Raw genomic sequence first — 13,005 nt, forward strand, 5'->3', positions numbered from 1 at the left:
TCAGGCGCGGGAACCGCGTTCGTCGCCGAGCCGCACCGGGGCGATCTCGTCGAAGACATCGCCCGGGCCGGGATTGCTCGCGTGCGAGGCGCCGCCGAGGTGGCGCACGACGCCCCAGACCGCGTTGAGTGCGGTCTGGAGGGCGCCCTCGGCCCAGCCGGCCGTCCACGAGATGTCGTCGCCGGCCAGGAAGAAGCCGCGGTGTCGCGGATCGAGGCGGTCCTGCTTGAAGTGCGTGAAGAGCCGCTCCTGATACCGGTAGTGGCCCGGGAGGTTCGCCTTGAACGCACCCATGAAGTAGCGCTCGGTCTCCCACGACACCGTCTTCGGGGTGGCGATCACGTGGCTGCGGATGTCGACGTTCGGGTAGATCTCACCCAGGGACTTGAGCATCAGGTCCATGCGGGCGTTCACGTCGAGCGGGAGCAGCTTGAGCGAATCGTCGGACCAGGTGTACGACAGGCAGATCACTGCGGGGCTGTCCGGACCGTGATCGAGCAGGTAGGTGCCGCGGCTCATCCGGTCGGTGAGCGTCATCGACATGGTGTCGCGGCCGGTGGCCGGGTCCTGATCGCGCCAGAACGGCCGGTCGACGAGGACGAAGACCTTGGAGCTGCCCATGTAGTGCGTGCGCTCCACCGCGGTCCAGTGATCGATCGGCAGCAGATCGTCGTCGCAGTCGATGGTGTTGAGCAGCATCCACGACTGGCCGGTGAAGATCGCGGCGGGGTAGGTGCGGGTCTCGCCGCCGGCATCGACGATGGTGTAGCGCGGCCCGCCGTCGGGCCCCGAGGTGCGCCGGATAGCGGTGACCGCCGGACGGTGCTCGCCGCCGTTGAGGTCGCGGACCGACCGCTTACCGTCGAACGGTGTGTCCCACAGCCGCTTCGGCAACTGGTCCGATCCACCTACCACTCCGCGGTGATGATCGTCGGCCGCGGTGCAGGTGACGCGGAGGATCTCCAGCATCGAGTTCGGGTAGTCGGTGTCCCAGCCGCCGGTGCCGAATCCCACCTGACCGAACAGCTCCCGGTGTGCGAACGAGCGGAAGTGCTCGGAGGCGGTGAGGAATCCGTAGAAGGTCTGATCGTCGAGCTGGTCCACCAGGCGCGACCACACGGCGCGGATCCGCTGCGCGTCGCGATCGCGGATCGCGTCCTGGAGCTCGGCGGCGTCGGCGTAGTCGGCCAGTGTCGCATCCCACGCCCGTGCCACCTCGCCGTACTCGGGCGGCAGATCGTCCACGGTGTGCGCGTAGTGGCTGCGCCCCTTGAGGTCGATCACGGTGCTGGGGGTGGCGTCCGAGAGCGGGTTGGGGAAGGCGTGCGTCTGCAGCCCCATGGCGTCGAAGTAGTGCTGCAGCGTGGTCGACGACGGCGGGAACCGCATGGCGCCCATCTCCGCGACGAGCTCGTCGGAGTAGCCCTCGAACCGGTCGCTGCGCATGCGTCCGCCGATCCGGTCGGCTTCGTACACAACGGGCTTGAGGCCGAGCTTCGCCAGTTCATAGGCCGCGGTGAGTCCGGAGAGTCCGCCGCCGATCACGGCGACCTCGGTGCCGAGCGCCTCCTCGGGGATGCTCCCGAGGCCGTCGGGGTGCGATACCCAGTCGTCGTAGGCGAAGGGGAAGTCCGGCCCGAACATCGTGAGCGGGCGGGGATCCTCGTCCGAGTGGGCGGGCATCGCGGGCTGGGTCACCGTGCGGGTCCTTTCCGGGTGTCGTACAGGTCGGCGCGCCGATCGCGCAGGTGGGTGTTGACGGTGCGCGAGGTCGCGAGGGCCGCGCCATCGGCGGTGAACAGTTCGAGCGCTTCCCCGCGTCCGGCACGTGCTGCGACGGTCCCGTCGGGGTTCGCAGCGGTGCTCAGGCCGCAGTATTGCAGCGATAGCTCCCGGCCGCAGTGGTTGGTATACGCGATGTACATCTGGCTCTCATAGGCCCGCGCGGGCACCAGCACTTCGGCGACCACGCCGAAGGGCTCCATGAGTCCCGTCGGCACCAGGAGTAGGTCGGTTCCGGCATCGGCGTGGGCCCGCACCGCCTCCGGGAACTCGACGTCGTAGCAGGTGAGCAGGCCGCACGTGAGATCGCCGAAGGGGAAGGTCACGGTGAGGTCGTGGCCCGGCGCGAAGACCGCGCGGTCGAGATCGCCGAACAGGTGCGTCTTGCGGTAGTGGGCCAGTTCCCGCCAGGCGTGGGGTCCGTCCGGCGCGAGCACGGCGGCGGCGTTGTACGCCGCGCCGCCGTCGCTCTCCGGGTAGCCGAACAGGATGGCGATGCCGAACCGCGCGACGAGCGCCCCGATCTCGGCGTGGTACTCGGCACCGCGCGGGCGCGCGAGTTCCGCCGCGGCGGGACCGATGTCGTAGCCGGTGATCGACAGCTCGGGCGTTACGAGAACGTCCGCACCGGCCGCCGCCGCTCGTGCGGCCGCGTCCTCGATGGCCGCGAGGTTGCGGCTGACGTCGGCATCGGGACCGGTGCCGAACGGTCCCTGGTACATCGCGACGGTGACCGTCATGCCGACGTCTCAGTGGTCCGCAGCCGCGACTTGCGATAGCCGTAGGCGAAGTACACGCCGAGCCCCACGAGGGTCCAGAGGGTGAAGGCGATCCAGGTGGGCGCCTGCATCTTCGACATGAGGTAGCTGCAGAAGGCGACACCCGCGACGGGGACCAGCGGCAGCTGGAAGGTGCGGCCGTCGTAGGGGATCTTCAGGGTGAAGGGGGTGGTGAAGGTGCGATCGAGATCGGGCCGGGTGTTGCGCAGCACGATCACGCCGATGTTGACCAGCGCGAAGGCGAACAGTGATCCGATCGAGGTGGCGTTGGCCAGCTCGCCCAGCGGCACCAGGCCGGCGAGCAGTGCCACGATCGTCCCGACGATGAGGATGTTGCGCACCGGAACCCGGGTGCGTGCATTGACTTTCGCGAACACTGACGGCACCAGGCCGTCTTTGCCCATGGTGTACAGGATGCGGGTCTGGCCGTACATGACGGCGAGCACCACGCTCGCGATGGCGATCACGGCGCCGATGGACAGCACCACGGCGGGCCAGGTGCTCTGCGTGACATCGGTGAGCACCTTGGCGAGTGACGCCTCCGTGCCACCGAATTCCTGCCAGGGCATCGCGCCCACGGCGGCGAGGGCGACCAGGCAGTACAGCACTGTGATGATGCCGAGCGAGAGGATGATCGCGCGCGGCAGGTCGCGGCGCGGGTCCTTGGCCTCGTTGCCTGCGGTGGAGGCCGCGTCGAATCCGATGTAGGAGAAGAACACCATGGCCGCCGCGGTCCACACCCCCGCTGTGCCGAAGGGCATGAACGGCGACAGGTTGCTCGCCTTGAAGGCGGTGAAGGCGATGGCGCAGAAGAACACCAGGATGCACACCTTGAGGATCACCATGGCGGTGTTCAGGCGCGCGCTCTCGGTGGCACCGCCTACCAGGATCAGGCAGGCCAGGGCGACGATCACCATCGCGGGAACGTTGACCAGGCCCCCGTCGCCGGGCGGCGCGGAGAGTGCGGTCGGCAGCTCCACGTCGAACAGCGTGCGGGAGAGCTCATTGATGTACTGGCCCCACCCGACGGCGACCGCGGCGATGGAGACGCCGTACTCCAGTAGGAGGCACCATCCGCAGACCCAGGCGAAGAACTCGCCGATGGTCGCGTAGGCGTAGGAGTAGGCGCTGCCGGAGACGGGGATGGTGCCGGCGAGCTCGGCGTAGGACAGGGCGGAGAACAGCGCGGTCACGGCGGCCAGGATGAACGCGACGATCACGGCGGGGCCCGCCTCGGGCGTCGCCTCGCCGAGGATCACGAAGATGCCGGTGCCCAGGGAGGCGCCGATGGAGAGCGCGGTGAGGTGCCCGAGGCCCATCGAGCGCTTCAGCGTGGGGCCGTCGCCGTGTTCGGCGGCGCTGTCGGCCAGGATGCGGTCGACCGGCTTGCGCGCCACCAGCGCGTCCATGATCGTCATCGATTCGCCGCTTCGTTGCGCGCGAGCACCGAGAGGAGCTCGTAGGCGACGTGTGCCGCAGCGATGCCGGTGAGTTCGGCGTGGTCGTACGGCGGTGCGACCTCGACGACGTCGGCGCCCACCACATCGGTGCCGACCAGTGCGCGGAGGGTGTTGAGCAGCTCGCGGCTCGTCATGCCGCCGGCCTCGGGGGTGCCGGTGCCGGGGGCGTGCGCGGGATCGAGGACGTCGATGTCCACGGAGACGTACACGGGGCCGTCGCCCAGGCGGCGACGCATGCGTTCGATCACCGCGTCCAGGCCGTCGTTCTCGTAGTCGTCCGAGCGCACCACCTGGAAGCCGAGCACGCCGTCGTCCGTGAGGTCCTGCTCGCTGTAGAGCGGGCCGCGGATGCCGATGTGCATCGAGCGGTGCAGGTCGATCAGCCCCTCCTCGCTGGCCCGGCGGAACGGTGTGCCGTGCGTGTAGGGGGCGCCGAAGTAGGTGTCCCAGGTGTCCAGGTGGGCGTCGAAGTGCAGCACCGCGACGGGGCCGCGGTCGGCGGCGACGGCGCGCAGGATGGGCAGCGCGAGCGTGTGATCGCCGCCGAGGGTGAGCACCTTCGAGCCGGCCGACCGCAGGCGGGAGATCTCGGCCTGCACGGTGGCGAGCGCCTCTTCGATGTTGAACGGATTCACCGGCAGATCGCCCGCGTCGGCCACCTGATGCACCGCGAACGGCGAGACGTCCAGGGCCGGGTTGTACGGGCGCAGCAGCTTGGAGGAGGCGCGGATGTGGCCGGGGCCGAACCGTGCGCCGGGGCGGTAGCTCACCCCGCTGTCGAACGGAATACCGAGCACCGCGACCGCGGCGGAGTCCACCTGGTCGAGGCGGGGTAGGCGCGCGAAGGTCTCCGGTCCGCAATAGCGGGGGATCGCGCTGGCGTCGACGGGGCCGATGGGCTGGGAGTCGTGGGGCACGGGTCGATCCTCTCGCACAGGGCTGCGTTTGTGGGTTGGATCACATAGTGTGGGACACCGACCGGGATGTCAACTCGAGTTTCATGAAAGGATACCGGTGTTGGACGACGCTACCGTCGGTGCGGATGCCGTTCTGGCAGCGCCGGATCGGATGGGCCCGGCGCTCAATGCGGCGCGCCGATCGCGGCGGTTGACCCTGGCCGATGTCGCCGACGGCGTCGGGGTCACCAAGGGGTACCTCTCGAAGATCGAGCGCGGCCTGGCGGCGCCCTCCGTGGGAACGCTCATCAAGTTGTGCAGTGTTCTCGATGTTCCGGTGGGTTCGCTCTTCGACGGCGGGACCGGCGGCGATGTGGTGCGTGCCGACGCGTACCCGCGTATCCGGTTCGGCGGTACCGGACTCGCCGAGTATCTACTGACCCCGGTCGGTGAGCGACGCGTGCAAGTGCTGCTCAGCGACATCGAGCCGGGCGGCGGCAGCGGCGATGACGCCTACGGGCTCCCCGCCGAGGTCTCGTTCGTCCTGGTCCAGCGCGGCACGCTGCGGCTGGGCTTCCCGCCCGACCGCACCGTCGATCTCGCGGCGGGAGACGCGCTCACCTTCGATCCGGGGGCGCCGCACACCTTCCGCGCCGGACCCGACGGTGCCCGGGTGCTCTGGGTGATGGCCCCCGCACTACCGGGTGGGGAGCGGTCTACCGCCCGGTGAACTCGGGCGGCCGCTTGTCGAGCATCGCGGCCACGGCCTCATGGTGATCGGCGGTGGTGTGCGCGATGGCCTGCATGGCGGCCGAGAGTTCGAGGAGCGCATCCAGGCTCTGATGCTGGCCCTCGCGCAGCAACCGCTTCGTCATCCGCAGCGCCTGCGGCGGGTTGGCGGCGATCCGGTCCGCCAGCGCCCGGGCGGCGGGCAGCAGATCGTCCGGTTCGACGACGCTCGAGACGATGCCCCAATCGAGCGCGGTCTGCGCGTCGATCGCCTCGCCGGTGAACGCCATCTCGGTGGCGCGGGCCATCCCCACGATGCGGGGGAGCAGCCACGCGCCGCCGTCGCCCGGGATCAGTCCCACCTTGACGAAGCTCTCGGCGAAGACCGCGCGGGTGGACGCGACCCGCAGATCGCACATCATCGTCAGATCGCAGCCGGCGCCGATCGCGGGGCCGTTGACCGCGGCGATCGTGGGAACCTCACAGTGGTACAGCGCGCGTGGGATACGTTGGATGCCATGGCGATAGCCCTGCCGCTGTTCGGTGGGTGTGCCGCCGAACATGCCCTCCTTGTCGCGCATGTGCTTGACGTTGCCGCCCGAGCTGAAGGCTGAACCCGCTCCGGTGAGGATCACCGCACGCACCGAATCGTCCCGGTTCACGTCGGCGACGGCGGTCTCGATGGCGGCGATCACGGCCTCGTCGGACACGGGATTGCGGGCGGCGGGATCGTTGAGCGTCCAGGTCACGACGGTGCCGTCGCGCTCGATCAGCAGTGGCTCGGTCATGGCTCGACCCTAAGCCGTGCAGCGGTACTGGCGGTGCCGGTCCCGTGTTCCCGCGAGGGCCACGCACCGCTCGCGCGAGACGGTGGAAGCCCGAATTCGGCGGTGAATGCCGCGGTGAACGCGGCGGGCGTGGCATAACCAAGGGCGGAGGCGGTCTCGGAGACGGTGGCGGTGCGCAACATCGGCAGTGCCGCGAGTAATCGCGCCCGGCGGCGCCACTGCGCCGGGGCCGTACCCGTCTGCACCCGGAATCGTCGGGTGAAGGCGCGCTCGCTGCGGCCGACGCGGGCGGCCCAGGCGGCGTTGTCGATCGCCACATCGGGCGCAGCGAGGTAATCGCGGCACAGGGCCGACAACTCGGGGTCCGCCGGGAGTGGAACGTGCAGCGGGAGCGGGGCGAGCGCGGCGATCTCATGGAGCATCAGTGTGATCACCGCGCCGTCGCGGCCGGCGGTGTCGTAGTCTTCGTCGAATTCCACTGCGGTGAGGAGGAGTTCGCGCAGGAGCGGGGTCATATCGACCACGGTGCACTGCTGCGGCCACCACGGCACGGCGGCGGGTTCGATGTACAGGCTGCGTGTGCTCACGTGATGAGTGCGCATCAGATGCCGCTCACCCGGAGGGATGAGGACCGCGCGGTCGGTGGGCACGGACCACGCTCCGCCGGAGGTCTCGAGCTGCATGACTCCGGTTGCGCTGTAGAGGAACTGGGCTCGACGGTGCCGGTGCCAGTCCAGCACGTACCCGTCGGCGTAGTCGGTGCCCACAGGGAGCACATCCCTGGGCAGCTCCTCGATCGTGGCGATGGGGATGTTGCGCACGGGGCCAGCGTACCGACTCTCGAAGATCATCGGCCGGATTTCGATTGCCGGACGCTGTGTGTGCACGGTGCACTGGACGGGTGATGGTTCTGGGCTTAGTGATCGTGGGTATCGCGTCGGGTGTGACCACCGCATTGTTCGGGTTCGGGGGTGGTTTCGTGGCCGTCCCCGTGCTGGTCTGGGCGGAGGTCGCGCTGGGCGACGATGCCGCCCGTGTCGCCGTGGCGACATCGTCGGTGCTGATGGTGGTGGGAGCGCTGGTGGCGACGGCCTCGACCTCGCGCGATGTCGTGGCGGAGTTGCGGGGGAGTGGACCGCTTCTGGTGCTGCTCGGCCTGGGTGGAGTGGCCGGTGCGGTGGCGGCGCGGTTCGCGGCCGGCCCGGTGATCGCGTGGGGATTCCTGGTCTATCTGGTGCTCACGATCGCCTCCACGCTGGTGCGGCCCGGCTTCCTGCAGGTGGCCGACGGTCCGGTGCGGCCGCTGCAATCCTGGGTGGGGCTGCCCATCGGCGCTGTGGCGGCGTTTCTCGGCGTGGGCGGCAGTGTGCTCACGGTGCCTGTGATGCGGCGTGCCGGCCACCGGATGTCCACGGCGACAGCCTTGGCGAATCCGCTGACCCTGGCCGTGGCGGTGCCGGCCGCGATCGTCTTCCTACTGGTATCGGGCGGGCGTCCGATGGGTGCTGGCACCGGATTCGTCGGTGCGGTCGATCTCCGGGCTGCGGGGGCTCTGCTGCTCGGATCGCTTCCCGTGATCGTCTACCTGCGGCGACGCGGCCCACACATCCCCGACGCGGTGCACGCGCGCTGCTACGTGGGACTGCTCGTGGTGGTCGCGATGGCGATGGCGGCGAACCTGGTGTGGGGGCTCTGAGCACCTGAATTTCCGGCCGCCGTGCGTACCGGGTAAGCTGACTCGCGCACTACGCGGGCGTAGCTCAATGGTAGAGCCCTAGTCTTCCAAACTAGCTACGCGGGTTCGATTCCCGTCGCCCGCTCCACTTCCGAGTCGGGGCATCGTCGATCAGACGGTGCCCCGACTCGTTTCTTCGGTTCACTTGTCTGAATTCGACGGGCCAGGCACGATGTTTGCGTGAGCAGCGACGACACGCCCCAGGCGAGCCCGCACGAACCGACGAACGGCACCGAAGGGACTCCGCAGGACGGCGCAAACGCGCCGACAGGCCAGTTCCCGGCCGCGTACCCGGCACCGGGCTACGTCGCGCCCGGTGCCCCACCCGCGGGCTACCCTCCGCAGCAGCTAGTCGGCCCGGGGTATAACGCGCCCCCGCCGGGGTATTCCGCACCTCCGCCGGGATACCCGGCCGGTTATCCGCAGGGAAACGGATACCCTGCGTATCCCCAGCAGCAATACGGTTGGGGCGCACCGTCGGCGCCCGAGCCCGGTAGCGTGCCGCTTCGTCCGCTGAGCCTCGGTGACATCTACGGCGGAGCCATCACTGCTATTCGTACGAACCCGGGGGTCATGATCGGGTTCACGGCGATCATCGTCGTTCTTTCGAATCTCGTGGCGTTCATCGGCCAGATTCCCCTGACCGACGTCACCGTCGACCCGGGCTCCGAGGACGAACCGGCGATTCTGTCGACGTCGATCGCATCCGGCGCGTCCGCCCTCGGGGGCACGCTGATCTCGATGATCGCCACAACGATTCTCACTGGCATGCTCACAGTGGTCGTCGCCCGTTCCGTGCTCGGCGATAAGACGGGCGCAGGCTCGGCCTGGCGTGCCCTCGTGCCCCGCCTGTGGCCCCTGATCGGATTGGTCGTGCTCCAAGCGCTGATCTACCTCGTCCCGACCCTCATCATGATCGGATTGCTCACGGTGGCGCTGGTCGGCGCAGGCAGTTGGGTCGCAGGAGTATTCGTGGCCATCCTCATGTTCGTAATCATGGTGGTCATCGTGGTCGGCCTGATGCCGGCGTTCGCGATGGCGACTGCTTCGGTCGTACTTGAAGGACGCGGTTCAATCAATGCACTGCGACGTGGTTTCCAGCTCCAGCGACCGGGATTCTGGCGTCTGCTGGGCATCATGTTGTTGACCTACCTGATCGTGATGGCCATCAACACCGTCGTCGGGATCCCCTTCAACATCGGCCTGGTGCTGGCTGCGAACGACAGCACCATCGGTACGGTCGCCGGCACCTCGGTGCTGGGGCTCGCGTTGTCATCGATCGGAACTGCGATCGGCGGAATCATCACCATGCCGTTCATGTCGTCTGTGCAGACCCTGCTCTACACGGATCAGCGGATGCGGACGGAACGATTCGACCTCGTTCTGCAGTCGGCAGCCGCCTACCAGGCGCAGACCGGACTGCCCGCCGGACCGGGAGTGTGGGCACCGCCGCGTCCGGTGTGAGTCTTCGCTTCTGACTTGACGGGACCTTGACGTCAAGGACCCGTCAGGAACACGGGTGGCGGCCGGAATCGGTCGCAGACTCGATCGGTGAGTGTGATGTTGCGCGCCGATCGGCCCCCGCGGGACGCCCCGGAGCGTCGCCGTTTGACCACTTCGTCGGGCCTTGCCGGACTGTCACTCGATGCGATGGCGTCGGTGGCCTACGGCCCGGAGGCGATCGCGCTCGTCCTCGCGACGGCCGGCACCGTCGGGCTCGGTTTCACCCTGCCCGTGAGTGCGGCGATCGTGGTGCTGCTCGTGGTGCTCGTCTTCTCCTACCGACAGGTGATCCGCGCCTACCCCGAGGGTGGAGGCTCGTACGGTGTGGCGCGCGCCCGGCTAGGGCGTCCGGCGGCACTGCTCGCCGCGGCCTCGCTGGTGGTCGACTACGTGCTCAACGTCGCGGTGTCCGTGGCCGCGGGGGTTGCGGCCCTGGCCTCCGCGGTGCCGCAGACGCGACCGTACCTCGTTGAGATCGGCCTCCTGGTGCTCGTCGTGATCACCGCACTCAACCTGCGCGGCCTCACCGCGAGCGCCTACGCGCTCGCCGTCCCCACGGTGCTGTTCGTCGGCTCGGTCCTCACGGTGATCGTGGTCGGTCTCGTCACGGGCGGTCAGTCGATGGCCCCGGCAGTCTCGCCTGAGGCGACACAGACCGTCGGAGTCCTGCTGCTGCTCAAGGCCTTCGCGAGCGGTTGCTCCGCACTCACGGGGGTGGAGGCCATCGCCAATGCCGTCCCCGAGTTCCGCGAGCCGCGCGTGCGGCGGGCGCAGCGCACCGAGGTGATCCTGGGCGTTCTGCTCGGCACGATGATGCTGGGCATCGCCGCCCTCATCGAACGGTACGGAGTGGTCCCGCAGGACGGGGTAACGGTTCTCGCGCAGGTCACCGAGGGATCACTCGGTCACGGCGTGGGGTACTTCCTGGTCCAGGGCGCCACAGTGCTGCTGCTGGCGCTGGCCGCCAACACCTCGTTCGGTGGTCTCCCGACCCTGCTGTGCGTGGTCGCCCGCGACGGCTACCTCCCCGAGATCCTCACCCGCCGCAACGAGCGCGGGGTGTACACGGTGAGTGTGCTCGCGCTCGCCGCCACCGCGGCCGTGCTGCTGGTGCTCTCGGGTGCGGATATGAACGCCCTCGTCCCGCTCTTCGCGATCGGCGTGTTCGTCGGTTTCACCCTGGCGCAGGCGGGAATGGTCCGGCATTGGTCCGCGGTGCGTGGCCCCGATTGGCGAGTGCGGGCCGCGCTCAACGGTTTCGGTGCGCTACTGACGGGCGTGGCGGCCGTGGTGGTGCTGGCCATGAAGTTCACGGCCGGTGCCTGGGCGATCGCCCTCGTGCTCGCAGTCCTCGTCGGAGTCATGGCACGGTACCGAGCCCGCGGCAATCGTCTCGTCGACCACCGGCGCTAGCTTTTCCGGCTTCGGGCGGCGCAACGGAATCCGATCGCGGGCCACCACCCAGCGGCTCAGTGGCGTCCGCAGCACGGTGTCGATGAACAGCAGCGAGATGGCCAGCACCACCACGACGAGGGTCAGAGTGCGCAGGGTCGCGGATGCCGGGAACCACTCGTACAGGAGCGGGTAGAAGCCGAGGTAGCCGAGCAGGTCGAGGACCAGCGGGTGCACGGCGAAGGCGCCGAAAGCCCGGATGGTGGCGTAGGTCACCGCGCGCTCTCCGACAGGCAACCCCGCCGTGCGCAGATCGTCCCACTTCATGGCGGCGAGCCAGAGCAGGACGAGGCCTCCGACGAGCCAGGGGAGCAGCGTGGGATTCCACGCGGTGGCGGCGTCCTCGGGGACATCTCCGGGTTCGGTGGCGCGCAGATACGCGACGATGCTGAACGCCGCCGCCAGCCCGCACGCGATGACCACCGGCACGGCGCGCGCTCGGAGCCAGGCAGAGACCGCATCGTAGTGCTGCGCCGCGAGCATGCCGATGGCGATGAACAACGCGTACATGGGAAGCAGCTTCCACATGTGATTGAACAAGGTCTCCCAGGCGCGCCCCTCGGGCTCCGGGAAGTACTGGTAGAAGGCGAACACCGCGACCTGGATCACGGCCGCCGCGGACAGCACCAACCACGGATGCCCGGAGGTCCGTTTCATGAAGCGGGAAAGCCAGGGGAACACCAGGTAGATCTGCATCGAGATCAACAGGAAGTAGAGCTGGTACTTCGCATCGCCGGTGAGTGTGGTGCGCGCCAGGTCACCGAAGAACCGTCCGGGCGAGGGGAACGGATTGTCCTCGATGAGCAGGTGGTCGGTGATGGAGTACACCACCGTCCACACCAGGTAGGGCGCCACCACGAGACCGAACCGCCGGCGCCAGAACTGGGTCGGGGACATGTCCCGACCGCGCATGCTGAGCACCAGCACGAACAGCGTGACTGCCACGAACCCGTACCGCGTGAGGTGCAGCAGGGTGGCGATCAGGCCGGCCGGGCGCACCACATCGGGCGTGAAGTTGATGTAGTTCACGCAGTGCGCCACCACGACGCCGGTGAACAACAGCACGCGCACCAGGTCGGCGGTGAGCGCCCTGCGGGGCTTCACACTGACGGGAGCCGTGCCGGGGGACGCTGGTGACTTCTTATCGTGTATCGACGTTCTGCTCCACGTGCGTGCTGCGTGTCCCGGGCTGCGTCTTCACCCCGGACCTCTCAATTCGTTGGTAAGGAATCCTACTCGAACGGGTGTGGGATTCCATTATCGGCGTGCGGCGGTCGTGCCGGATTTCGCTTGATTCCACGCGGTGCAGCGGCCACGATCGGGTGATGACCGGGTACGAGATCCGCCCACTGGACGACGGAGACGCACCTCGGCTCGCCGCGGTGCACGTCGCTGTGTGGAAGGCCACCTATCCGGGGCTGGTCGACCAGGTGAAGCTCGACGGGCTGACCGCCGCGGATCGAATTCCGGGCTGGACCGCCATCGTGGCGCAGCGCGACGATGCGCAGTCCCGTGGCATCCGTACCCGCTGCGCGGTGGACGTGGCGGGCGGCGAGATCATCGCCATGGCGACCGGCGGTCCGGCACGCGACGCCGATGCCCCGGTCGGCACCCAGCTGTGGTCGCTCAACGTGCTCCCCGGCCATCACGGGCAGGGCGTCGCGAGCCGGCTGCTGGACGCCGTCGTCGACCCCGGCACCCCGGCGTATCTCTGGGTCGCCGCCGGCAACGGGCGGGCCATCGCGTTCTACCGCAAGCACGGTTTCGACCTCGACGGGGCCGCGCGTCACGACGCGGAGTGGGACTGCCACGAACTGCGGATGCGGCGATCGGTCTGAAGTCCGCCGCTTGACTGTGCCGCTGCGGCATGGTTTCCGATGG

General features: G+C 68.8%; 11 protein-coding genes, 1 tRNA gene and 1 pseudogene. 6 read left to right on the plus strand and 7 right to left on the minus strand.

Translation table 11 applies throughout. The features are described 5' to 3' along the window. From ABD108_RS12315 to speB, 4 genes are read right to left on the minus strand one after another with little or no spacing between them, the layout of a single operon-like run. Complete coding sequence (locus ABD108_RS12315) at window positions 1-1,698, minus strand: flavin monoamine oxidase family protein (RefSeq protein ID WP_425579783.1); 1,698 nt, start codon at window positions 1,696-1,698, stop codon at window positions 1-3. Beyond that, window positions 1,695-2,522 (minus strand): carbon-nitrogen hydrolase family protein, encoded by an 828-nt coding sequence (locus ABD108_RS12320; RefSeq protein WP_343930437.1) that lies wholly within the window; start codon window positions 2,520-2,522, stop codon window positions 1,695-1,697. The genes ABD108_RS12315 and ABD108_RS12320 overlap by 4 nt, the downstream gene beginning before the upstream one ends. Then, window positions 2,519-3,979 carry an amino acid permease gene (locus ABD108_RS12325; RefSeq protein WP_343930438.1) on the minus strand — a complete coding sequence of 487 codons (1,461 nt, stop codon included), beginning with the start codon at window positions 3,977-3,979 and terminating at the stop codon, window positions 2,519-2,521. Before ABD108_RS12325 ends, ABD108_RS12320 begins: the two co-directional genes overlap by 4 nt. Then, window positions 3,976-4,938, minus strand: coding sequence for an agmatinase (gene speB, locus ABD108_RS12330; protein ID WP_220659424.1), 963 nt, complete (start codon window positions 4,936-4,938; stop codon window positions 3,976-3,978). Before speB ends, ABD108_RS12325 begins: the two co-directional genes overlap by 4 nt. Before the next feature lie 151 nt (window positions 4,939-5,089). On the opposite strand from speB, the gene ABD108_RS12335 reads away from it, so the two are divergent. Further along, entirely contained in the window at window positions 5,090-5,647 is a 558-nt protein-coding gene (locus tag ABD108_RS12335; protein ID WP_343930645.1) for a helix-turn-helix domain-containing protein, read from the plus strand. Here ABD108_RS12335 and ABD108_RS12340 read toward each other — a convergent pair. Further along, window positions 5,634-6,434 carry a crotonase/enoyl-CoA hydratase family protein gene (locus tag ABD108_RS12340; protein WP_343930439.1) on the minus strand — a complete coding sequence of 267 codons (801 nt, stop codon included), beginning with the start codon at window positions 6,432-6,434 and terminating at the stop codon, window positions 5,634-5,636. The genes ABD108_RS12335 and ABD108_RS12340 overlap by 14 nt on opposite strands. Then, the gene (locus ABD108_RS12345; protein ID WP_343930440.1) at window positions 6,431-7,255 is read right to left on the minus strand and encodes a helix-turn-helix domain-containing protein; all 825 of its coding nucleotides are present in this window, start codon (window positions 7,253-7,255) and stop codon (window positions 6,431-6,433) included. Before ABD108_RS12345 ends, ABD108_RS12340 begins: the two co-directional genes overlap by 4 nt. 83 nt (window positions 7,256-7,338) lie before the next feature. Between ABD108_RS12345 and ABD108_RS12350 the strand changes: the two genes are divergently transcribed. The 4 genes and pseudogenes from ABD108_RS12350 to ABD108_RS12365 all read left to right on the plus strand — a co-directional run. After that, complete coding sequence (locus ABD108_RS12350) at window positions 7,339-8,130, plus strand: sulfite exporter TauE/SafE family protein (protein WP_343930441.1); 792 nt, start codon at window positions 7,339-7,341, stop codon at window positions 8,128-8,130. A 53-nt stretch (window positions 8,131-8,183) separates the two neighbouring features. Continuing rightward, window positions 8,184-8,257, plus strand: a tRNA-Gly gene (locus tag ABD108_RS12355). A 92-nt stretch (window positions 8,258-8,349) separates the two neighbouring features. After that, entirely contained in the window at window positions 8,350-9,633 is a 1,284-nt protein-coding gene (locus ABD108_RS12360; protein WP_343930442.1) for a DUF7847 domain-containing protein, read from the plus strand. 96 nt (window positions 9,634-9,729) lie between these two features. After that, a pseudogene (locus tag ABD108_RS12365) lies at window positions 9,730-11,037 on the plus strand (APC family permease); the annotation flags it as partial. Here ABD108_RS12365 and ABD108_RS12370 read toward each other — a convergent pair. Beyond that, complete coding sequence (locus ABD108_RS12370) at window positions 10,939-12,228, minus strand: acyltransferase (protein WP_343930443.1); 1,290 nt, start codon at window positions 12,226-12,228, stop codon at window positions 10,939-10,941. The pseudogene ABD108_RS12365 and the gene ABD108_RS12370 overlap by 99 nt on opposite strands. Window positions 12,229-12,449: 221 nt before the next feature. Between ABD108_RS12370 and ABD108_RS12375 the strand changes: the two genes are divergently transcribed. Then, a complete protein-coding gene (locus ABD108_RS12375; protein ID WP_343930444.1) occupies window positions 12,450-12,962 on the plus strand; it encodes a GNAT family N-acetyltransferase in 513 nt (170 codons plus the stop codon). The last annotated feature ends 43 nt before the right edge of the window (window positions 12,963-13,005 follow it).

Source organism: Tsukamurella strandjordii (genome assembly GCF_039525985.1).
Classification (GTDB): domain Bacteria; phylum Actinomycetota; class Actinomycetes; order Mycobacteriales; family Mycobacteriaceae; genus Tsukamurella; species Tsukamurella strandjordii.